Here is a 23,951-nt window from a genome sequence, read left to right as displayed (position 1 = left end):
AGCATTAATAAAAGATTTTGGTTTGTACTAGTTGATTCAGGTTTTCTGCGGAAATCATAATCTGCTTTTTCATCTCGTAAACCTGCAGAACCGTTTGCCTGTAACTTTCCATAAAATCGGTGAAGTCTATCAGGCTGACATTGCCATTGCGGAAGTTTTTCAAAATGCCATTGTACACAGTCTCTAGGTTTTCCAAATCAACAGGTTTCAATTCAAAGTATTGGTCGTATTGATTTTTCCAGGTCTGATAGGCCGATTCTACTTGTGTTTCGAGATTCAGTTTTTGATATTCTGAGTTTTTTTCGTTTTGCTGAATGGCATATTTTGCTTTTTCAACATTTCCTTTATTCACTTTCCAAAGCGGAATCGGAATGCCGATTTTCAGATTAACTTCATTATTGAAAGTTCCGGAAGCTTGGTCATATTCGGCGCCAAGATTCAAATCCGGTGTGTTGAGCGACTTTTGCCATTGCGCATAAAGCTTGCTGTTGTCAATCAATTTGAGATTATAGAGATAGTCTGCATTGTTTTGCAAAGCTTTTTCCTGAAGGACAGTCAAATCTCCGAACGGTTGTGAAACCAGGATCTCATTTTCCTCCGGTTTTGGTAAGTTGGGAATTACTTTTTCCTGATTACCGGTCAGAACTTTCAAATTCTGCTGCAAAGCCAATATATTATTATTGATTTCGATTCTGTCATTATTCAATTGAATGACAATGCTCTGCAATCTGACATAGTCTTTGAGTGAAATATTCCCTTTGTCTGTCTGAACTTTATAAGCTGCCAAAAGCTCATTCATATACTTCAATTGAGCATCAATGCTAACTTGCTTCTTTTGTTCGTAAATCAAATTGTAATAGGTCTCCCGAAGCTGCGAACGAAGGTCAACTAATAATTGATTGAATTGTAACTGTGACAGTTCTTTGTTGGACTTTGCAAATTGGATTTCGTTTTTCTTCTTTCCGCCCAGATAAATCAATTGTGTGATTTCCACACCTTTGGCTCTACCGATATCAAAAAACCTTTTGTCCTGAGGATTGACAGCATTCACGTAACCTTCGATTTGTGGAAGTTCCCAGATCTTTGCCTGAATAATATCGGCGTCTGCCATACTGATATTGTATTGTGCGGCAAGAAGTTGGAGGTTATTCTTTTGAAATGCTAATTCGCAATCCTGAAGAGACATCTGCTGCTGCCCGGATAGACATACAAATGCCGAAACGGATAACACCAGCGTTGTAATTTTGTTCATTCTTATCTCGTTTTGGTTTTGCAAAAATGGCTTTCCGAGATTAAAACGGACTTAAATGCGGCTTAAAAAAAGCTTAATTATTCCGAATTTAATATTTCCAATAGATTATTTGTTATATTTAATAAATTTAAAACACTAAATCTCAGAATGAAACAATTAATAATTCTTCTTACTATATTATTCTTTACTATTACCAATGCTCAAACCCACAGGTTTATTTATGAGCTGCAATACAAATATGATTCGACAAGTTTAGATTACCTGAAAGTCAATATGATACTGGATATCAGCACAAAAGATGTGAAATTTTACGGGCGTGATCTTCTGATTGCAGATTCTCTCAATAAAAAATTTGGGAATATGGATAATAGATATATCGATATGACAGGACAAATTGTGAAACGAAAACTTAATTCTGCCGAAAATGAAAATTTCATCAATATAAAATTTGGCTATTATACATTTAAAACCAATGATAAAATCAACTGGGTAATTTCCAACGAAACCAAAAAAGTTAAGAATTACACTTTACAGAAAGCAACAGCAAAATTTGGAGGAAGGAACTGGATCGCCTGGTTTAACAAAGAAATCCCTCTCAATGAAGGTCCTTTTAAATTTCAAGGACTTCCGGGATTGGTTTTTGAAATCAGAGATCACAAAAATAATTTCATTTATAATCTTGTAAAAAGTCAAAAAATAAAGGGGAATCCCGCTACGGACGACTTTATGGAAAGTAATTTTGGCAATAAAGCCATCGCCGTTTCAGAAAAGCAGATCAGAAAACTGATGATAGAATTTTATAATGATCCATTTGCTTTTGAGAGAATCAACTTTAGCAAAGACAACAAGAATCTACAAATTAACATCGGCGGAAGGGAAGTTCATAGTTTGGAAGAACTCAATGCAGAGACTAAAAATATGCAGGGAATCATCAAAAAATATTATAATCCATTGGAACTGGACAAAGCCGTTCATTATCCGAAATAAAATATTTATTTTCTAAAATTAACAGTAAAAAGATTCTCGTGGTCGGAAAATGACGTGTAAGAAATATCCGCTTTGTGGTACTCCAAAATACGTTTTACAATTCGTAAACCTAATCCAGAACCTGTTTTGCTATGGGAATTGCTTCCTCGCATAAAAGCTTCGAAAAGTTTTTCTCTTTCATCAACAGGAATGGTAGTCCCAACGGAAAATACCTTCACAATAATTCGAAAATCAGTTTCTTTAATAGAAATATCAACTTCCTGATTGTCTGAATATAAAGCTGCATTTTTGAATAAATTAATGAACGTAATTTCCAATAAAGATTTGACGCCTTTTACTGTCAAAATCGAATCATCAATGCTTTCTTCATCAATCAAGAAATCCATTTTGAAATCCGGGAAATTGCGATGAACAGTCTCGAAAGCGTCAAAAACAACTTCGTCAATTCTCACTTCTTCATAAACACTTGCGATACCTTCTTTATCAAATTTTGATAATAAAAGCAAGGATTTTGTAAGGTCCGATAATTGATAGACATCCTGCAACATTTGCTGCAAAGTAGTTTTTGTTTTTGGAGAATGACTCTCCAACTGAATCAAATTTTCCAACTGGAAAGCCATTCTCGTCAGTGGTGTTCGCATCTCATGCGCTGCACTGGAATTGAAATCTTTCTGTGATTGGAAAACATCGTCCAATCGACTGGTCATCAGATTAAATGATTTTGCCAAAACGCCAATCTCATCATTAGAATTCTTAACAACAATGGGCGAAGTAAGCTTGTGAACGCTGATATCTGATATTTCTTGTTTTAGAATTTCCAATGGTTCAAGGAATTTAGAAACCAAATAATAACTGAAAAACCAAATCAATATAATACTTACGAAATAAGAAAAAATCAAAGTGTACTTCAAAAAGTCAAGTTTTGACTGCCCTGTAACATCCTGAGCACTAGTCAAAATGTAATAATTTTCACCTTTGATATTTCTTAAAACAGCATAGATCTCAGGAATGGAACGTTCATTATAAATCGTTTTCTCGGTGTCCAAACGTTCCAATAAGCTTTGGTCCCAAGTAATTTTTTTGTCTTTTAAAGTGCTGTAAACCAAATTCTTTTCTGCTCCGAAAATCATAATATTCTCGTTCAAAAGAACATTGTCTGAATTTTCATCAAAGAAAATGGGCGCTTCTTTTTCAAAATCACCTGACTTTTCAATGAAGTTAACCGTGAAAACAAGACGTTTCTGGAATCTTTCCTTGAACTCGTCCCTGCGGAAGTCGTTGAATGAAACGTAAACAATAAACATCATTATCCCAAAGATCAGGGAAAATGCGATACTTAAACTAAATGCAATTTTACGTTTCAAAGACATTTTATTAATTATAGATGATGAATTATTAATTTTTTTATAATGAGCTTAGGTAATATCCGAAACCTGGTCTTGTGTGGATAAGTTTTGTTTTGAAATTCTTGTCTATTTTCTTCCTTAAGAAGTTGATGTAAACTTCTATGGCGTTGTTTGTGGACTGGAATTGGTTTTTCCAAACTTCGTCCGAGATATATTGTTTAGAAAGTGTCCGTCCGTTTGCTCTGGCTAATAAAACCAACAATTGAAATTCTTTCACGGTCAAACTGATCTCTTCTCCAGAACGGAAAACTTTGCTGTCTTCGGGATAAATGATCAAATCTTCGACCACGATTTTTTCTTTTTCTTCCGTTTTCGGGGTCAGTCTTCTCATTTGAGAATTAATTCTAAGTAATAATTCTTCCAATAAAAATGGTTTTACCAGATAATCATCAGCTGCTCTCAGAAATGCTTCTTTTTTCTCCTCGATTCCGTCATACGCCGAGATAATGATTATTGGTGTTTCTGAATTGCTCTCACGAATGGTTTTACAAATATCCAAACCGTTGATTTTAGGAACATTAATATCCAAAAGAAAAACGTCATAAGGTTTCTTAGAAAATATATCGAGGAATTTTTCACCATCCTCTGCTTTGTCAGTTTTGATGGATTTGGATTCCAAAAAAAGTGCAATTTCCGATGACAGAACCGAATCATCCTCTAAAAGTAATGCCTGCATTATGTGATTCATTTATTTTTACAAATATGGGGAAAAGTAATTTGAGAAGAGAGAAAATGGAAGAACTTTTGATTTTAAAATTATAACTTCAGTAATTTGTTAATAATAAAATCACTGATTTTTCATTTATCTAATATGAAACATTTACTTACACTATTTTTAGCCTTGAATTATATTTTTTCATTTGGACAAGACTATTCTTTCGCAAAAGAATTTACAAAAGGAAGCCTCACTCTAAAAGATTCATCAATTGTTGATGGAGAATTGAAATGGTTCCCAAGCCAGACAAGTGATTTGAAATTTCGTAAAAATGAAAAAGAAAAACCTGTAAAATAAGCCAAGTGATGTTTTAGGTTTCTCTTCTGAAAATATGAAATTTGTAACATTGTCTAATTTCAAAGCGTTTGCTGATACTTATGCTTTAGTTGGAAGGCCAATAGAAATTAAAGAAACATTTGGGCAGGTAATTTCTGAGGGAAAATTCAATATATTTTTAGTTATTATCACTGGTTATAATCCAATTGGTGGAGCAATGGAAAACTATAGTAATTTTTTGTTTCAGGATTCTCAGAATAAATATGGAAAGTTGTATGCATATCCATACCTGATTCGAATGAAAGAAAAAAAATATGAGAATGCGAAAGAACAACTATTGATCTTATTCAAAGACTATCCTGAAATAATTGAAAAAATTAAAAATTTTAAAAAAGAAGATAACTTTTTAGAAATAATCGGGCTGATAAAAGAAATCAAATAGTTAAATATCATCGATAAAAACAGAAATAACCACTGACAAAGTCAGATTAAAAATCATTGAAAAATCTGATGTAAAAAGTTTCCAAATTAAAAATAACATTAAAGTGAGTTAAATTTGTGAATAGATATTTGAATAAAAATCGTCAAATAAATTATAAAAAATAAAACCCTTCAAAATTTTTGAAGGGTTTATGTATTTTTTAAGCAGAGTTTCTACTAGCATTGATATTTCCGAATAAAGATCGCATTACGAGTTTTTCATAACTCTCTCTGTTACCTTCTTCTTTCTGTATTTTTATCAGCGCATATTGCTGGATACTCAATAGTGGAAGTACGATCTTTTCACGGATTCTGATGGACTTTCTATTAATAGGTTCTTCTTGCATCAGGATATTATAGCCGGTCAGCTCCAGCATCATTGCTTTAGACAATTCAAATTCGGAGAAGAGAATGTTCCAGAACTCTCCAAATTTCTCATTGTTTCTCATATAATAAGTCAGTGGAAAGTAGGTCTTATTCATACTCATCATAGAGTTGAGAACTAAGGTCTTGAAAAAATCCGAACCTTTATAAAGCTCTTTGATCTCATCAAATCTTCCTGCATCTTTCAAATCCTTCAAAGCTGATCCGAAGCCGAAGAAACCAGGGACATTCTGTCTCAATTGTGCCCATGACCCAACAAATGGAATAGCTCTCAGGTCTTCAAATTTCAGTTCAGAACCTGCTCCTCTTTTACTTGGTCGGCTTCCAATATTGGCTCTTCCATAATATTCTAAAGTACTCATTTCCTGAAGGTAGGGAACAAACATTGGATGTGCTTTTAAGTCAGAATATTTTCTGTAACTGATGTCTGCCAATTCAGAGATCAAAGCTCTTTCTTTTTCATTAAGTTCTTTTTTGGAGCTTTTGAATGCATCATTTTCAATACCTGCTGTCAACAGCTGTTCAAAATTGAATTTAGCCTGATCTTTATTTCCAAATACACTGGTGATGGTCTGCCCTTGTATTGTCAGTTCGATTTTGTTATTGGCAATGGTTTTACCCTGAGAAGCATAAAAATCATGTGTTTTTCCACCACCTCTCGCTGGTGGTCCACCTCTACCATCAAAGAAAATAACTTTGATATCGTTATCTTCCGATACTTTTGTCAGCTTTTCTTTGGAAGTATAGATCTGCCAGTTGGCTTTCAGATAACCGCCATCTTTAGTCCCGTCGGAGAATCCAAGCATGATCACTTGTTTTCTGTTCCGTTTATTCAGATGTTTCTGATAAATTTTATCATTGTACAAAGTCTGCATCACTTGCTCAGACTTATCAAGACCTTCCATTGTTTCAAAAAGTGGTACGATGTCGATATTGATATCTTCTTCAGAATAACCACATAATCTCATCATTACATAAACGTTCATAACATCTTTCACCTCGTCGGAATTTGAAATAATGTAACGGTGCAAACCTCGTTCGCCATTATTTTTCTGAATCAATTTGATATTATAAATACTCCTAAGGGTTTCTTTTGTCATATCATCTTCAAAATCCTCAGGATCTAAAACAACACCTGAATCTAATAACAATTGAATTTTCTCATCGTTTGTTTTTGAATTTATATCCTCATTAATAACTTTTTTAAAGATATCATTGATCACATTCTGATGAATCCTGCTATCCTGCCGAATATCCAAAGTTGCAAAGTGAGTTCCGAATATCCTTACCCTATCTCTGAAATCATCCAAAACATCTAGGAAAAGTCCGTTGTGTTCTTCTACAAGAATTTTTTCAGCTTTATTAAGTTCGGTGATGATTTCTTCTGCAGAGACTTTTACACCTTCCTGGAAAATAGCATCATAGATTCTCTGACTGATGGCTTTCAAAATATCTGAGACACCACGGAAGCTCAATCTTCTCCGTACAATTTTCAAGTGTCCATAATAATCTTTCAGAATCGAAATTCTCAGTTCTTCAGCAACTTTCAAAGTAATGTCAGATGTTACAAAAGGATTACCGTCTCTATCACCTCCCGGCCAAAATCCTAACTGGATTATATCTGGATTTGGGGTAAAATTAGACGTTCCAAAAGTCTGTTTTATTTTCTTGTAAAGCTCTCCAATACTTTGATAATAAACATATCTCAAATAATAGATAATGCTCATCGCTTCATCCAAAGGTGTAGGTTTTTCCTTATTCACAAAAGGTGTTTTTCCTAATTGCTGCAGCAATGTATCAATCTGTGTTACCGAATCATTGATAATAGCATCTCTCAAATCGTGGATGATTCTCTGGACAGCATTTGGATAGAATTGAGTCGGGTGAGCCGTAAAAACAATCTTGATCGCAAAATCATCCATTTTCTTTCTGATCGCAGTCATATGATGTTCTTGATTGGCACGGTCATAAAGATTGAGAACCGTTCCCGGGTCACTTTCCGAATGTAGTTTCTGAAAAGCAGCATCTTCTATACTATCAAACAATACTACCTGTCTCTCTATGTATTGAATGATCTTGAAAAGCAATTCTAACTTTTGATCTTCAGTCTTCAGCTCTGTATGTTTCTGAAAAAACTCTTCTACGATCTCTTCAGGAGATTTCCCTTGTTGATAACCTTCTTTGCTCTCTTCAGCAAGAAAGGGGAGCAACATCCCTATATTTGTCATTTTATCATATGGCAAACTCATAAAGAGTGAATTGTATATCTGAAATTTATTTTCTACAATTTGCCTGAATTTTTCAATTTTCTGATTGTTTAGCATAAAACAAAAATAAGAGATAAACTTAGAATCTCAATATCCTTAAATGTTATTTTATCTTAAATTTTCAACTCTAAGCATTTTCTAAAATCTCAATAATTTCTGCGCCATATCTTTTGATTTTGGATTCTCCCAAACCATTTATTTGTTCCATATCTTGCAAATTATATGGTTTGAATTTCGCAATCGACATCAGATGTTTGTTGTGAAAAATAATGTACGGAGGCTGTTGAAGCTCTTTAGACTTTTCGAATCTCCAATCTTTTAGTTTATTATAAATGATTTTCTCTTCTTCAGAAAGTTCTTCTTCTGAATCAATACTCATCTTATTTGAGTTGGATTGTTCAGATTTTTCCTGATAGTAAATCAAAACAGACCAATAATTGATTTCATCCTGAACTAATTTTGAATTCATGTTCACAATATTATGTCTGGAAATAAAATCATTAACTAATGATTCATCTGAAGTTTGGGATTCCTCGGAAATTCTTATTTTCAAAACTTTGATTTTCATAATAATATTTTTAATAGGAAAAATCTTGACAAACTTTAGAAGCTCGCCAAGATTTAGTGATTACTTCGAACCCAGAAGAATTAATTCATCAATTTTGATCTCAGTCAAAAATCGTTTTGTTCCCTCTTTATCGTCATATGAACGATAAGTCAATTTTCCTTCGATAGCAATCTCTTTTCCTTTCGGAACATATTTTTCCAGAATATCGACTGTTTTACCAAAAGCTACCAAATTGTGCCATTGCGTTTCCTCTACTCTTTCGCCTGCAGCATTTATGTAGAAATCATTGGTTGCAAGTGTAACATTTGCTTTCTTGTTTCCGTTTTCGAAGTTGAAAACTTCTACTTCTTTCCCTGTGTGACCAATCAGTGTCACTTTGTTTCTTAACGACATAGTAATAATATTTAAAAATTAGACATCTGAAATCGGGTCGTGTTGTCGTGTTTCCCGATTTCCTTGATGCAAATTTTCAACAAAAGGAAACCTGATTCGGTTAAAAAGTATTTATATCCGTTTGTAATCGTTTGTAAATGAATTTAATTTATTTATCTTTATAAAAAACAAACACAAAAAATGGAAAACCCAACCTGCCCGGAATGTGGCGACAAAATCATCGGACGTTCGGATAAGAAATTCTGTTCCGATGCCTGTCGAAACGCTTTTAACAACAAGCAAAACAAAACTTCTACAAACCATATGCGGAACGTCAACAACAAGCTCCGCAAAAATTATCGCATACTTTCTGAACATAATTTTGAAGGAAAAACAAAAATCAATCGTCTTAAGTTACTAAGTGCCGGTTTCGATTTTGAATATATCACACAGATCGTAACGTACAAAAACGGCTCACAATACTTTTTCGTTTATGAACAAGGCTACAAGACCCTTGATAACGAATGGTTATTATTAGTAAAAAAACGACTGAATAAATTATGATCATTACTTTTCTCATCCTGCTTTTGGCTTTAGCAATTTATGTTTACAACCTTCCTGTATTTGGAGGAAAAGCCGAAGGAAAACGTCTTATAAGAATGAAACAATCGCCTAATTATAAAGATGGTATTTTTCAAAATCTAAGTTTCACACCTTCTTTAGCAGAAGGTTTCACAATGAGAAAAGTTCTATGGGAGTTTCTAACAGATAAAACTGAAAATAAAAAACCAAATTTTCTCTTACCAACAAAAAAACTGAATCTGAAGGAGCAGCCAATCTCAGATAATTTCCTGGTCTGGATGGGACATTCTTCTTATTATTTTCAGTTGGATGGAAAACGGTTTTTGGTAGATCCTGTTTTCAGTGGAAATGCATCGCCAATTCCGAGAACTACAAAAGCTTTTATTGGTACGGATATCTATTCTGCGGAAGATTTTCCTGATATCGATTTTCTGATTATCTCTCACGATCACTATGATCATCTTGATTATAAAACAGTTAAAAGTTTACAGCCAAAAATTGATAAAGTAATTTGCGGATTGGGAGTTGGTTCCCATTTTGAAAAATGGAATTTTGATGAAGACCAAATTATCGAATTGGATTGGTATGAAGATGCAGAAATAACGAATGGTTTTAAAATCACGTCTACTCCAGCACGACACTTTTCCGGACGAAGATTCAAAAGGAATAATACACTTTGGTCTTCATTTGTTCTGGAAACTCCGAGAAAGAAAATTTTTCTTGGTGGTGATAGCGGATATGATTTTCATTTTAAAGAGATTGGAGAAAAATTCGGTCCTTTTGATTGGGCAATTCTTGAGAACGGACAATACAACGAAAAATGGCGATATATCCATACTTTGCCAGACGAATTTGTGAAAGTAGCAGAAGAGCTGAATGTAAAAAATGTCTTGCCTGTCCACTCCGGAAAATTCGCTTTGGCCCAACATTCATGGAACGAGCCTTTGCAAAAAGTGTCAGAAAATTCTAAAGATAAAAACTTCAAAATATTCACACCTTTAATTGGTGAAAAACTGGATCTGGATAATGATTCTCAAAGTTTTTCTGAGTGGTGGAAATTTTGATTTTTCATGTGTTTTTCGATAATTTACTTATTTAATAAACAAATTTCAATTTTCAAAAAGAGCCGAATAGAATATATTCGGCTCTTTTTATTATTTCAGTATTATTAAACTCTTTCTTTTTTATCAACATCTTTATCGGGAAACATAATCGAAATAACAACAGATAAAATCAGTATTCCACCTACAATACCTAATGATACAGGAGATGAAATATGGTACCAAGGAGAAATCAACATCTTAACACCAATGAAACTCAAAATAATTGCAAGTCCATAAGGTAATTTGCTGAACATATAAATAAAATTAGACAACAGGAAATACAAAGACCTCAATCCCAATATTGCAAAAATGTTAGATGTATAAAGGATGAATGGATCTTTAGAGATTGCAAATATAGCAGGGATAGAATCTACTGCAAATAATACATCTGTAAATTCGATTACCGCAACAACAACTAAAAGTGGCGTTGCCATTTTTATTCCGTTTTGTATTGTGAAAAACTTATCACCATCATAGTTGTCAGAAATTTTCCAGAAGCTTTTGACCAATCTAGCTCCCGCACTTTCACTGTAATCCTGTTCTTCATCGTTATCTCCTCCACCCCAAGATTTAATTCCAGCATAGATCAGAAAGATTCCGAAAAGGGTCATCACAACATTGATCTTAACGATATGACCAAAAATAGTCATATCTGGTAAATAAGTAAGTTCGATAAGCTCGACACCGGCAAAAATAAAGATTGCCCTAGAAATCAGTGCGCCAATGATACCCCAAAATAGTACTTTATGATGAAGATGTCTTGGTACTTTGAAAAAACCAAATACTAAAATGAATACAAATAGATTATCAACAGACAAAGCTTTCTCAATCCAATAGGCAGCCTGAAACTGGGTAAATTTTTCTATTGCTAAAGCATGTCCACCAGTATCCTGATTGAAGACCCAATACACGACGCCTGAAAAGACCATTGATAGAGAAATCCAGACAACTGTCCAGACCGTAGCTTCTTTAGAAGACACCTCATGTGCCTTTTTGTTAAAAACCCCAAGGTCCAGTAATAACATTACCACTACAACGATTGCAAAGCCTATCACAAGACTTGGATGCAGATCGATAACACTCTTATCCATATTTATAATTTATTTTTTTAAGACCGCTGTCTCAAAATCCTGACTTTCCCAAAACTATTATAATATAATCTCATTTGAACTTACTTTTGAAAAGTCAATATTACATTTTCTAAAAATCCAAAAAAGTAAATATTATACTATGCTTTAAAAAACGCTTAAATATAGAAAAAGCTGTTGAAAGAAAAAACAAGTAATCTGTAAAAAAAATCATAAAAACGTGTCACAATTTTACACCTTAAAATACTTGAAAATATTCTGGCAAAAGGTTAAAAACTGGTGATTTTTTCAATTATGTGAAAATTAATAAGATTCTCAAGATCTGAATTCCTTATTCTGAATACAATTATTGCCTGTTAGCAAATAGATTCCGAAGAATAAGAGACGAAATAGTGTGATATGGAGAAAATAATTATGACTTGATTATATTACTAATAAAGTATTGTTTATTAAGCATTTGTTTGAAATTTCAACAAGTCCTTTTACCGAAAAAGGATCAACATATTTTACAGAAAATCGACCTTTATATTTTTTGCACACAACATCTTTATTAAATTTGAATTTTATTTTCATAACACAATATAGATGAGCTTATATCAAAAAAATTGGAGAAAAATTTTCATTTTTTTAATTACCATTATTTTTGCAAAAATTAGCGCACAGAATCCTGAAGAATACAATAAGATTTATACAAAAACTTATATTGATATTTCCCAGAAAGATTTTCCCAAAGCTTTGAAAATTGCTGATTCGCTATTCAGTATTTCAGAGACTCCTAGGTTCAAGGTAAAAAGCCTAATGCTGTCTGCATCGTTATTACAACAATCTGGTGATATCAAAAAAGCTATTGGATATGCTGTGAGGGCGCAGCAGATAAGCAATGATAATGATGATTTCATATGGAAAGCCAAGATATCAGGTTTTCTCGCTTCACAGTATCGTCAATTGAAACTTTTTGAGCAATCCAAAAAGTATATCGATGAAACGACGGAAGCCACAAAAAAGATCAGCGACCAAAAAATTGTCGATCAAACGATGGGCTTTATTATGCAGGAAAAAGCCTATTATGAACTTGAGATGAAGGATTATAAAAAATCGATTTCTTATGTTTTGGAAGCTCAAAAATATTTTGACCTGAATGGCCAGACCAATCCTTTCGTAATAGCCAATAACAATCAGCTTTTAGGCTTGATTTATTATCGTGTCAAAGAATACGATAAAGCACTTGATTTTTATGATGTAGCACTCAAAAATCTGGAACAGATGCAGGATAACTTTATGAAAGCTCTTGTCCTAAATGGTATTGCGAAGATATTTATCGCCAAAAAAGATGTGAAGCAAGCAAAAAAAAGATTGGATGAAGCCAAACGTCTTGCAGAAGAATCACCATATTTGAGTTTAAAAAATGAGGTTTACGAAACTTCTCAAGAATATTATTCTTTGACCAGGGATATCGATAAACTTCAGGAAAGCAAAATCAAACAAGATTCGATTGTTGAAAAGATCTCAACCAATTCTTCTTCATTCATAAGTGATTCTGTTTCAAAACTTATCAAAAAGAATGATGATATAAAAAAAGAAACGGAGAAAAAAAGCATTTTGATCTGGATTGCATTATTATTTATTATCTCTGGAATCACTTACTTTTTTTTATATAGAAAAAAACAAAAAAATAAATTCGATAAGGTCATACAGGCTATGGAAAAACAGAAAAAAGCCCAAGATCTGAATATTGAAATACCTCCAAAGAATTTCCATGACGAAGACCTTAATGAATCTTCTCCTGACAATCAGTCAGAAGACCCTGAACAAAACATGATGATGACCCCAGCCACAGAGAAAAAAATATTGCTTAAACTTGAGAAGTTTGAACAATCAAAATTATTTACCCGTAGCACTGTTTCCCTTCCTTATTTGGCTTCTTATTGTAATACAAATACAAAATATCTTTCTTATGTTGTGAATACATATAAAAAGAAAGATTTTAAAAATTATATCAATGAGCTACGCATAAAGTACATCATCGATAAATTGAAGAATGATCCTCAATATCATAAATACAAAATTTCTACATTAGCCGAAGAAGTTGGATTTTCTTCCCAAAGCAAATTCGCTGCAGCATTCAGAAAAATAACGGAACTATCGCCTTCGCAATTCATCGAACATCTAAAAAAGAACCCTGATTTCTTTGCAAAATAAGTAATGAAGCTATAAAAACAAATTTTCTTTATCATGAAAATGTATAGTGCTGATTTATAAAGCATAAGGCTGTTCCTTTTTTTTATTTTCAACCATTTTTAGTCATTCATTTTCCCGAATACGCACTTAACATTGTTTGTTTAACGTCCCTGCCTGCCTGTATTTTCGCAAAAAAGTTTTTAAAATACCATACAATGCAAATGATGGAGAGACTATTTACTTTTCCCAATAATTAAGATTGGGAAAAGTATTTTTTAAATATAACATCTTGTTTTCATGGATTGATTTTAAACAAATACGATTCGGCTCTTTTGGTTTACCAAATAGCTATCAACAGCTTATTCAAAAATAAACTCTATCATACTTTGGTCACCAGAGCATCCGTATTGGATTCTGTCATAAAGAATACAGAACATTATTGTATGCATCTATATTACACACTTCCCAATCGTTTATAATACAAATAATTAGACTGAAAATATATTTATATTCTAATACACAATGAACACAAAAATGAAACTAAAAGCTTTACAAATTTTTGATATTTGGAAAATTATGCTGACTATCTTATTTCTGGTAATCAGCAATTATCTCTTCGCAGATGGATCAAAAAATCTTTATCCAAGTGGCGTTTTGGGAGGAAGAGCATTTTTATACAGTAATTCTTATAATGGAACTTCCGGAACAACCTTGGCATCCTGGCCTTTTAAAACAACAGGAACGCATTATGCATATGTGAAAGCAGGTGAAATACTACATGTTGCCTCCAGCGCTCAGGGAATTGGGAATGGAAGAATTACTTTGACAGCCCCCAACGGTACCGTATATACATCGGCTAACAATACAACAGGACAGATAGGTAGCAGGACCGCCGAATTGGCCGGACCTAGATTGTCTTCACAAGGAACGGGAGGCAATCGATATTCTACATTTAACAGAACGGCAGCATCTGACCAGGTAGGGATTTGGAAAATAGATTTTTTGCCGACAGGTGATGTTAGCTCATCTAGTTCACCTTCTGTTACTAGTATTGCAGCAAATTCTAATTGGACTCAAGGGACCAGTACCGAGTTAATCGCTGCCTGGGATATTTCAGTAGAATCTTCAGGCGCATGGATTTCTGGACGTGTTTATACCAATGTTGTAAATCTCCATATAAGCAGTAGTCAAACTTCAGGATTTTATGGCGAATTATTCGCATTAACAAAGGATGGTTACATCTATAGAGTGAATAATAACGGCAGTAATGGTGTTGGTTTTACTTTTTTCGTCAACAACCGTGGATTCATATCCGGAAATAACAACCTCTATAAGAGTATGGATTTTTCAAGTGGTATAGCATCTTATGTCCAGCCACCGACAGCCGCTGACACAGCACAGAATATAACCCATAAAATATTCTATGCCCAACCTGCAACCGATATGCCGACAAGTGCAAGTGGTAGTGTCCCTGGAAATAGTACATGGCTTAAAAATAATATTATAATCCCTACCGTGAACAATGTGGCACTCGTGGGAGCAGAAAGTACACCAGGACAAGTAAGCAGTATCAAAGGAGGTTATATTAATTTCAACGCTGCTGTATTAGGATCATATACGATCAGTATCGAAAGTTCATCCACTCCGGCAAGTTTTGCAACAAGGACATTGACAGGAATTGCAGATGCTGGCGCTAATACTGTTTTTTGGGATGGCAAAGACGGGAATGAAAATGCTTTGCCGCAAGGAGATCAGCCTATCGACATAAAAGTACAGCTACGTGGCGCTGAGGTCCATTTTCCCTATATAGACATGGAAATCAATCCGTCGGGTATCATATTGGAACTTTTAAATGGTTTAGACTCGTCTAATGAACGTTTTCGTGTATATTGGAATGATACTGATATCACAATCTCTTCTGTCAACAATCAAGGTAAAGCTTCGAATCCTCTCAATACTAGTGTTAATGGCTCATTAAGTGGACCTACTGGAACCGGTGGTCATATGTGGGGTCAACAAACAGGGAATACAAACCCGCTACCAACCGCCAGTCTTAGTAATGGTTTTGGAAATGAAAAATCGATAGACACATGGTCATACATAAAAGGACCAATAGCTCAATCAGACACTTCGGTAGCCGTCAAGACTGCTGACCTGCAAGTTACAGCACTAACAGTAGATAAGACCAACATAACTACAGGAGACGACCTGACATATACTGTAAAGGTAAAAAACAATGGTCCAAGCGATGTCCAAAATGCTCCTTTTACTTTTACTCTGCCTTCTGGGTTAGACCCCAAATCATTTATTTTTGCAGGGAACTCTTGTGGTGGCCAAGCTGTAGTATTAACATACAACCCTTCTACCCATACTTATTCATCAGAGCTAGACCTTCCCAATGGGTGTGAAATTACCTATTCTATTACAGTAACTGTTACGGATGGAGCAGCTCCAGGAAACATACAGACACAAGCATCGATCCTTCGACCTAATGATGTTACCGATCCCGATGCCACAAACACAACACCTGGGGTTCCGCCAACAGATGCTGAATATGAATGTGCCAATAATGGAATGGGAGGAAATTGTAATAATATTTTGACAAATAACACGGTTTCGTTCACTCCTGGAGAAGTATGTACCGAGCCGGTCAATGGTAATACTTTTCAATGGAATTATTCTGATTCGTCAGAACCTTTTATAACTCAGAATGTGATACAACCTCCTTCTAATTATGGTTTTGTGCTTGATATATATGAACTGGACAATTCTTTTAATTTAAATATAAACGGAACTCTCATTGCCACGCAGGAACTTCAGTTTCAATCTTCCGGGACATCCGGTATCAATGTCCAATTTGCTGATGGAGATCAATATGAAACTAATACAACCAATAATGGATCAGCAGCAGCTATTTGGCAAATGAGAGGAAACGCAGGAAATCCTTTGATTCGTATAGTTATTAGTCCATCAGGAGCAATCTCACTTTTTGGTAGCAAGGCTTCATACGGACCCTTATTTCCTCTTGTCTTGACAAATGGTAATACACTGAACACAATTACTTGGAATCATTCAGCGACAAATAATATCACGGTTACACAAAATGTCGTGGGTGTTACTATCATGGATGGTTATGGTTACGGATTGAATATCGCTCCGTGTGCTTGCTACAGACCACCAGTGATCACTGGTAATGGTCCGGATACGAAAACAGGGATCACTCTATTAAAAAGAGCAGGAAGCGATAATACTGACAATTGGCCAATGGCAAGAAAATCAGGACATATTGCTTTGGAGTCCAATACAAAAGGATTTGTGATTACCAGACTTTCAACAATTGATATCGAGGGACAAACTAGTCCTACGGTCATTACTCCTAAAATAACTGAACCCCAAGAAGGTATGATGGTCTATGACACTACAGTAAAATGTATAAAGATCTATCATGATGGTGTTTGGAGTTGTTTCAATAAGCCCGCTTGTCCATAATTTCAATTCTTTGATATATGAGAAACAATAGATAAAAATCAATATTTAATTAAGTCTAGTTAGAAGATCACTAAGTAGAAATAAACAAATGAAAACAAAATGAAAAATTTATTTTTGACAATTTCTTTAACCTTTTACAACTTTAGTTTTTCACAAGTAATTATCGGAAATACCACTGGAACAGTTCCGGCAGGACAAAAAACATCTGTACTGTTAGAATTTGCTGCGGGACAGAACAAAGGTATCATTCTTCCGTATGTCAGAACAGTGCCTTCCGGATCTGGTCTGGTAGAAGGTACATTGATATTAGATGCAACAGATGCTACCAAAGCAAAAATAAAGTACTACAACGGAGTGACCTCTACGGAATCGCCTGATGGATGGATAGACCTAAGTAATGGTAATACGGCTGACATCTCTGCAGCCATCAATATTCAGCCAACTTCGGCTGTGGTCGCCGAGGAACCTTCTGCCAAAGTTATTATTGGAGCAGATACAACTAGCGCAGAAGGAGTTTTAGTGCTAGAATCCGACACCAAAGCAATGGTCTTACCTATGGTGAATAATACTGACGATGTTCCTGATCCAGCACCTGGAATGCTCGTATACATCAATAAAAGTGGGGCTAAAAGACTCGCACTTTTTAATGGCGAAGGTTGGACATTTTGGAAACCTTGATCATAATTCTATTATTTTATAAATCTGCCAGATAGTCGTTTTTATAAGAGATATCATTTATCCTTTAATTTGTGTTTTTTGACTATCTGGCTTTATTTATTATTAAGTCAATGAAAGTAAGCAATAAAAAAAATATCGAGACAATAGGAACTGCCCTTTTGATATTGATTCCCATGAATGTTATCATCTTGATTTGGCATCTGATGCTGAGAAAAAAAGATTTTCTTTTCTTTTTTTCATTGCTATTATTGATTATTATAGTTGTGATTCTTGCAAAGTTGAGATATACCGAATATGAAAATTCAGGCTATGTTATCACGATCAAGAAAAAGCACCCACTTAGGGCAAACAGTTTTGTATTCCCGGCATTAGAATTCCCAATAGATCTATTAAAGAATTCTTATCTAAAAAAAAATACCATTTATTTAAATGTTACCACTTCTGAATCAGGGAAATTACATGTTTTTAGAATGTCACTGATGGGATTCAACTCAGAACAACGTATGCAGATCCTTGCATCCCTTGATAAAGAAAAAGAATTGTCATGAATTAATTTTAAAGAATTCCAATGCCGAAAAAATATGAATATATTTATCAAGCTTTAACTTTGACCTTTAAAAAGTAATCCAAACAAGAAATTACAATTATGAAACTATGGTTTTCTCTCTTCTTGTTTGGTTTCAGCATTCTTGTCTTTTCTCAAAACACAAAGAATTATAATATCGACGGCACTTCCCGAAAAGCAATCATCTATGAACCTGCTGTAAGATCTGATAAGATTCCGGTGGTTTTTGTTTTTCATGGACACGGTGGCAATGCCAATTTTGTAAGCAGAAGAATAGATGTTCAGAATTATTATAAGGAAGCTTTAGTGATTTTTATGGAAGGCCTGCCAGGTAGAACAGTTCCTGGCTTGGACCCGAAAGGAAAAATGAATGGCTGGCAGATCTTCACCAATGATCTGGAAGGCAGAGATATCAAATTTTTTGATGAGGTCTTTTCTGACATTCATAAAAATTACAAAGTTGACGATAGAAAAATATATCTTATCGGTCATTCCAACGGCGCCAGGTTCGTGAATGTTCTTTGGAAAATGAGAGGCGACAAAATCACAGCGATCTGTTCCGCATCGGCTCAGGGTGGTGAGATGATTTCCGGCGCCGTTCCACTCTCTGTTTGGATGTACATCGGAAACAATGATAGGATTGTTTCTCCAAAAAGCCAGGAGCAGTCTATCCCAATTGTCAAATCCAATCTTGGAATCACAGAAAAAGGAAAAACAGATGGTGACAAAACACTGTTCTCAGGAATAGGCAACACGGAATTGGTATTGCAGGAGAGCAATTCAGGACATGAATTCCCAAAGACTTCTCTGAAAAATATCGTGGAATTTTTCCAAAAGCATTCTAAATAGGAGATTAATAAAAAAGGCCACCATTACCGGCGGCCCTTCAATAGAAAATTAAAATTTATTTTGCTTTAAAATATACTCTTCTATTGGCTCTGTTTTTCCATTCCGGACATTTTGATGCTGGATCACATTCCGGATATTTCAGGTCAAATTTACCATTTCCTCTCGCTTCTAGTTTGGACGCATCCGCACCGTTTGTGATCAGATATTGTCTTACATTATTTGCCCTTCTCTCTGATAAGGTTTGATTATAACTTTCCGTCCCTCTTGTATCTGTTGCCCCAACGACTGTATATGAGCTATTTGTTGAGTTGATATAGCCAATAGCGCTATTCAAAATCGGTGTATTGTTTGGTAATATCCTGTCCGAATTAAGATCAAATTCTACTCCGGAAAGTGCTGTTTCATCACCAGATACTACACCATTATTGTTATTTACAGGACAGCCTTCATTTTCTACAGGACCAGGCACCGTCACACATTTATCATATAAATCAATTACGCCGTCCATATCCACGTCCAAAGCAACACCCGAGCCATCTACCCTTGCACCGGCAGGCGTATCAAGCTGTCTGTCCCAATCGTCACAAACGCCATCATTATCCTTATCACCAGCTTTGCAAACTTCGAAGTTGTCAACTTTATTCTCAAGCTCATTTATTTTAGAGTATGCTTCCTGTAGCGGATCATGCCACATTAGATGATTGCTTCTGCTACCAAGATTAAGTGTTAAACCTAACGTAGCATTGAAGAAGTTATCTGAATGTTTGGCAGTTATGCTATTAACTGCGCTATATTGGTCTCCTCCGCCATCAAACTCATCGTCGCCGGTCATAACGTACATCAATCTACCCTCGATATCGATTCTGTTACTGATTTTATATTTAAGTCCTGCACCAGCTTGACCAAACATTGAATTGAATTTGAAAGGTTTCTTTTCAGTCATCATTCTCTGCCCAAATTCATCTTTCTGATAAGCACGATAAGCAAGGAGTCCTGCACCCGCATATCCGTGTATAGCCCATCTGAACTCAGATTTACTATCTACTCTTCTTAAAAGGTTACTAAGATTGATGTCACCTAATAATGAAATTGCATCATACTGAGTCCTCCCAGCTACTTGCAGACTTGTTGAGGCGTCAGCAGGAGCTTGATCTTTAGTATTGAAATAGCCCTGTCTAATTTCCCCTCTATCGTATTGAAGTTTAAGGCCAAAAGCATGAGAAATTGCTTTATCAATACTGAAATAGGCGGAATAACCTACAAGCGTATTACCGCTCTGGATTGACCTAAGGTCAGCGTGCTGCATCAGTGGGACACCACCACCAAAAGAGATTGACCAGCTATTGAATCTCGGCGAATCGTCCATCATTGTCGATTCTGTAGTAGCTGTAGTTTGTGTCATTTCCTGTGAGAACATCACGGCCGGGCATAGCAAAGCCAGTGACAAAATTGTAAATTTTGATTTCATAAAAAAATAAATTTTAATTGTTTTTAAGTGTAAAAGTATAATCTATAAAAATCATACTATCTTTCTAATATATCATTATTAGGCAAGTTGCGTTCAAACATTCAATTACCATACCAATAATAATATTTAATTATTTTTTTGAATTATTCAAAACATAACATTTAAGTTTCAGATGAAATCAACTTTCTTAGATTCATTGCATTACATTGATTTATTAACATAAAAAAACTCTCCAATTTTGGAGAGTTTCTCTGTTATAATCAATAAATCAAAATTCGTAATCAAAGCTTACATATACGCTTCAATTGGCTCGCAGGTACAAACTAAGTTTCTGTCGCCATAAGCTTCATCCACTCTTGCAACAGTAGCAAAGAACTTGTGTGTTCTAACCCAATCCAATGGATAAGCCGCTTTCTCTCTTCCGTAAGGTTTGTCCCAATTATCAGAGATAACCAATTGCTCGGTGTGTGGTGCATTTTTAAGAACGTTGTTTGTAGCATCTGCTTCGCCATTGGCAATCTCATCGATCTCGTTTTTGATGCTGATCAATGCTTCTGCAAAACGCTCGATTTCTTCTTTGCTTTCAGATTCAGTTGGTTCGATCATCAATGTTCCGGCTACAGGAAAACTCACTGTTGGAGCGTGGAAACCATAATCCATTAATCTTTTTGCCACATCAGCCACTTCAATTCCCAAAGATTTGAACTGACGGAAGTCCACGATACACTCGTGTGCTACTCTACCATTTGCGTTTGCGTAAAGAATTGGGAAATGTTCTGCCAATAATTCTTTAAGATAATTAGCATTAAGAATCGCATACTCAGTAGCTTTTTTCAAACCTGAAGTTCCTAATAATTTGATATAAGCGTAAGAGATATTCAGAATCAATCCCGAACCATAAGGTGCAGCAGAGATACCTTCGATTGCATCTTTTGTTCCTACAGGGATATTCGCATTGGTTGGAAGGAATGGAACGAGATGTTCAGCAACACAGATTGGACCAACACCAGGACCACCACCACCGTGAGGAATTGCAAAAGTCTTATGAAGATTCAAGTGACAAACGTCTGCTCCGATGTTCCCTGGACTTGTGAATCCAACCTGAGCATTCATATTGGCACCGTCCATATAAACTTGTCCGCCGTGTTCGTGGATCAGTTTGGTGATTTCTTTGATATTCGCATCGAAGAATCCGTAAGTTGACGGATAAGTAATCATTACCGCAGAAAGATTCTCAGAATGCTGTTCAGTTTTCGCTTTCAAATCCTCAAAATCGATTTCTCCATTTTCAAGATTTTTTACAACTACAATCTTCATTCCTGCCATTGCAGCAGAAGCCGGATTGGTTCCGTGTGCAGATTGGGGAATCAACACGATATTTCTGTGACCTTCTCCTCTATTCTTATGATATTCGCGGATAACCATTAGTCCTGCATATTCACCTTGGGCACCTGAATTTGGCTGCAATGATGTTCCTGCAAATCCTGTGATTTCAGCTAAATCTTTTTCCAATTGTTTTATCATTTCCTGATAACCACCAGCCTGTTCTGTCGGGATAAATGGATGGATACTTCCCCATTCTGCCCAAGACAACGGAATCATCTGCGTTGCAGCGTTCAGTTTCATTGTACAAGAACCCAAAGAAATCATAGAATGCGTCAAAGACAGATCTTTTCTTTCAAGACGCTTGATATAACGCATCAATTCAGTTTCTGTATGATACTTATTGAACACTTCTTCTTTGAGAATTTGATCAGTTCGCAACAATTCTGCCGGAATAGAATATTCTTCTTTAAGTGTCAGTTTATAACCTTGTTTAGCTTTGAATTGAGCAAAAGCTTCAACCAATCTATTTAGTTTTTCAACCGTTGTGGTTTCATTAATAGAGATACTTACAATCCCTTGAGAGAAATAATTAAGATTGATTTTCTGGTCTCTCATCTTCATTCTTAAAGATGTTTTCTCTTCCTCATGAAGTCTGAATTTAACAGTATCAAAAACCGGCTCATCTACAATATCATAACCTAAAATTCTCAAAGCATCTGCTAAAGCATTAGTTTTATAATGAATCTGGTCAGCGATAAAATTAAGACCTTTTGGACCGTGATAAACAGCGTACATCCCAGCCATTACAGCTAAAAGAACCTGTGCTGTACAGATATTAGACGTTGCTCTTTCTCTTTTGATATGCTGTTCTCTGGTTTGAAGTGCCATTCTCAATGCACGTTTCCCGTACATATCCTGAGAAACACCGATAATCCTTCCAGGAATATCTCTTTTATAATCATCTTTACAAGCAAAAAACGCAGCGTGAGGACCTCCATAACCAATTGGAATACCAAATCTCTGAGTAGTTCCAACAGCGCAATCAGCACCCATAGAAGCTGGAGATTTCAATTTGACCAAAGACATCGGGTCACAAGCTACAACCACTTGCAAATCGAATCCTTTTACTGAAGTAATAAATTCCGTATAATCCAGAACGATTCCGTTTTTCCCCGGATATTGCAATAATACTCCATAATAAGAATCATTGAACTGATGTGTGGCGTGATTTCCTACAATAATATCAATTCCAAGACCTTCTGCCTTTGTTTTAAGAACAGAAATCGTTTGTGGTAAAACCAGATCAGAAACAAAGAATTTAATCGCATTGTTTTTCTTTTGGTCTTTTGTTCTGTTATTGAAGAACATATGCATTGCTTCTGCAGCCGCAGTCGATTCATCCAAAAGTGAAGCGTTTGCCATTGCAAAACCTGTTAGGTCACAAACTACGGTCTGGAAGTTAAGGAGCGCTTCCAGTCTGCCTTGTGCGATCTCTGCCTGGTAAGGCGTGTAAGCTGTGTACCAGCTTGGGTTTTCAAGAATATTCCTTTGGATCGGAGAAGGTAGGATCGTATTGTTATAACCGAATCCGATATACGTATCAAAATCGACATTCTTAGATGCCAGATCTTTGGAGTGAAGCAACATTTCGTACTCAGAAAGTGGCTCAGAAAGCTCCAGGTCTTTTTCTAGTCTGATACTATCCGGAATGGTTTGAGAAATCAGTTCATCGATACTGTTAACCCCGATTTTGTCTAGCATTTCCGCTTTATCACTTTCATTAAGGCTGATGTGGCGGTTTACAAATTGCTGTGTGTTCATTATATACTTTAGAAAATTAGATTTTAATAAAATTGGTTTGTAAATTTAGTGAATTTTGTAAAAATAAAAAATCCCTATTTGCACAGAGATTTTATAT

The 23,951-nt window shown here is 35.2% G+C and carries 19 protein-coding genes; 10 read left to right on the top strand and 9 right to left on the bottom strand.

What is annotated here, in order from left to right; translation table 11 throughout:
* Positions 1-4: 4 nt before the first annotated feature.
* Positions 5-1,252: a TolC family protein gene (locus RTX21_RS04690; protein WP_312765668.1), complete on the bottom strand. Its 1,248-nt coding sequence runs from the start codon at positions 1,250-1,252 to the stop codon at positions 5-7.
* A 147-nt stretch (positions 1,253-1,399) separates the two neighbouring features.
* Here RTX21_RS04690 and RTX21_RS04685 point away from each other — a divergent pair, with 147 nt between their 5' ends.
* Positions 1,400-2,239, top strand: a complete 840-nt coding sequence (locus RTX21_RS04685) for a GLPGLI family protein (protein ID WP_312765666.1) — start codon at positions 1,400-1,402, stop codon at positions 2,237-2,239.
* 5 nt (positions 2,240-2,244) lie between these two features.
* Here the strand turns inward: RTX21_RS04685 and RTX21_RS04680 are convergent, their stop codons facing one another.
* Positions 2,245-3,609: an ATP-binding protein gene (locus RTX21_RS04680; RefSeq protein ID WP_312765664.1), complete on the bottom strand. Its 1,365-nt coding sequence runs from the start codon at positions 3,607-3,609 to the stop codon at positions 2,245-2,247.
* Positions 3,610-3,643: 34 nt separating this feature from the next.
* Entirely contained in the window at positions 3,644-4,333 is a 690-nt protein-coding gene (locus RTX21_RS04675) for a response regulator transcription factor (RefSeq protein ID WP_312765662.1), read from the bottom strand.
* A 123-nt stretch (positions 4,334-4,456) separates the two neighbouring features.
* Between RTX21_RS04675 and RTX21_RS04670 the strand changes: the two genes are divergently transcribed.
* Both RTX21_RS04670 and RTX21_RS04665 read left to right on the top strand, forming a co-directional pair.
* Complete coding sequence (locus RTX21_RS04670; RefSeq protein ID WP_312765660.1) at positions 4,457-4,657, top strand: hypothetical protein; 201 nt, start codon at positions 4,457-4,459, stop codon at positions 4,655-4,657.
* A 34-nt stretch (positions 4,658-4,691) separates the two neighbouring features.
* The gene (locus tag RTX21_RS04665; protein ID WP_312765658.1) at positions 4,692-5,078 is read left to right on the top strand and encodes a hypothetical protein; all 387 of its coding nucleotides are present in this window, start codon (positions 4,692-4,694) and stop codon (positions 5,076-5,078) included.
* A 199-nt stretch (positions 5,079-5,277) separates the two neighbouring features.
* On the opposite strand, the gene RTX21_RS04660 is transcribed toward RTX21_RS04665, so the two are convergent.
* The 3 genes from RTX21_RS04660 to RTX21_RS04650 all read right to left on the bottom strand — a co-directional run bounded on the left by RTX21_RS04660 (position 5,278) and on the right by RTX21_RS04650 (position 8,728).
* Positions 5,278-7,824, bottom strand: a complete 2,547-nt coding sequence (locus RTX21_RS04660) for a phosphoenolpyruvate carboxylase (RefSeq protein ID WP_312765656.1) — start codon at positions 7,822-7,824, stop codon at positions 5,278-5,280.
* 70 nt (positions 7,825-7,894) lie between these two features.
* Positions 7,895-8,335: an HRDC domain-containing protein gene (locus RTX21_RS04655; protein WP_312765654.1), complete on the bottom strand. Its 441-nt coding sequence runs from the start codon at positions 8,333-8,335 to the stop codon at positions 7,895-7,897.
* A gap of 60 nt (positions 8,336-8,395) precedes the next feature.
* The gene (locus RTX21_RS04650; RefSeq protein WP_312765652.1) at positions 8,396-8,728 is read right to left on the bottom strand and encodes a single-stranded DNA-binding protein; all 333 of its coding nucleotides are present in this window, start codon (positions 8,726-8,728) and stop codon (positions 8,396-8,398) included.
* Positions 8,729-8,908: 180 nt separating this feature from the next.
* Between RTX21_RS04650 and RTX21_RS04645 the strand changes: the two genes are divergently transcribed.
* Both RTX21_RS04645 and RTX21_RS04640 read left to right on the top strand, forming a co-directional pair.
* Positions 8,909-9,271: a DUF2116 family Zn-ribbon domain-containing protein gene (locus tag RTX21_RS04645; RefSeq protein ID WP_312765651.1), complete on the top strand. Its 363-nt coding sequence runs from the start codon at positions 8,909-8,911 to the stop codon at positions 9,269-9,271.
* Complete coding sequence (locus tag RTX21_RS04640) at positions 9,268-10,353, top strand: MBL fold metallo-hydrolase (protein WP_312765650.1); 1,086 nt, start codon at positions 9,268-9,270, stop codon at positions 10,351-10,353. Before RTX21_RS04645 ends, RTX21_RS04640 begins: the two co-directional genes overlap by 4 nt.
* Before the next feature lie 104 nt (positions 10,354-10,457).
* On the opposite strand, the gene RTX21_RS04635 is transcribed toward RTX21_RS04640, so the two are convergent.
* Positions 10,458-11,483 (bottom strand): TerC/Alx family metal homeostasis membrane protein, encoded by a 1,026-nt coding sequence (locus RTX21_RS04635; protein ID WP_312765649.1) that lies wholly within the window; start codon positions 11,481-11,483, stop codon positions 10,458-10,460.
* 582 nt (positions 11,484-12,065) lie between these two features.
* On the opposite strand from RTX21_RS04635, the gene RTX21_RS04630 reads away from it, so the two are divergent.
* The 5 genes from RTX21_RS04630 (at position 12,066) to RTX21_RS04610 (ending at position 19,239) form a co-directional block, all read left to right on the top strand.
* Positions 12,066-13,679, top strand: a complete 1,614-nt coding sequence (locus RTX21_RS04630; RefSeq protein WP_312765647.1) for a helix-turn-helix domain-containing protein — start codon at positions 12,066-12,068, stop codon at positions 13,677-13,679.
* 555 nt (positions 13,680-14,234) lie between these two features.
* Positions 14,235-17,147, top strand: coding sequence for a DUF11 domain-containing protein (locus tag RTX21_RS04625; protein WP_312765645.1), 2,913 nt, complete (start codon positions 14,235-14,237; stop codon positions 17,145-17,147).
* Positions 17,148-17,246: 99 nt separating this feature from the next.
* On the top strand, positions 17,247-17,825 hold the full coding sequence (locus RTX21_RS04620; protein ID WP_312765644.1) for a hypothetical protein: 579 nt from the start codon (positions 17,247-17,249) through the stop codon (positions 17,823-17,825).
* A gap of 110 nt (positions 17,826-17,935) precedes the next feature.
* The gene (locus RTX21_RS04615; RefSeq protein WP_312765643.1) at positions 17,936-18,373 is read left to right on the top strand and encodes a hypothetical protein; all 438 of its coding nucleotides are present in this window, start codon (positions 17,936-17,938) and stop codon (positions 18,371-18,373) included.
* A 98-nt stretch (positions 18,374-18,471) separates the two neighbouring features.
* Positions 18,472-19,239: a hypothetical protein gene (locus tag RTX21_RS04610; RefSeq protein WP_312765642.1), complete on the top strand. Its 768-nt coding sequence runs from the start codon at positions 18,472-18,474 to the stop codon at positions 19,237-19,239.
* A gap of 55 nt (positions 19,240-19,294) precedes the next feature.
* Here the strand turns inward: RTX21_RS04610 and RTX21_RS04605 are convergent, their stop codons facing one another.
* A complete protein-coding gene (locus RTX21_RS04605) occupies positions 19,295-20,707 on the bottom strand; it encodes an OmpA family protein (RefSeq protein ID WP_312765641.1) in 1,413 nt (470 codons plus the stop codon).
* 288 nt (positions 20,708-20,995) lie between these two features.
* A complete protein-coding gene (gene gcvP / locus RTX21_RS04600; protein WP_312765640.1) occupies positions 20,996-23,854 on the bottom strand; it encodes an aminomethyl-transferring glycine dehydrogenase in 2,859 nt (952 codons plus the stop codon).
* Positions 23,855-23,951 lie beyond the last annotated feature (97 nt).

Source organism: Epilithonimonas sp. (genome assembly GCF_032054305.1).
In the GTDB taxonomy this organism is placed as follows: Bacteria; Bacteroidota; Bacteroidia; order Flavobacteriales; family Weeksellaceae; genus Epilithonimonas.
This window is presented reverse-complemented; position numbering and strand designations above follow the sequence as displayed.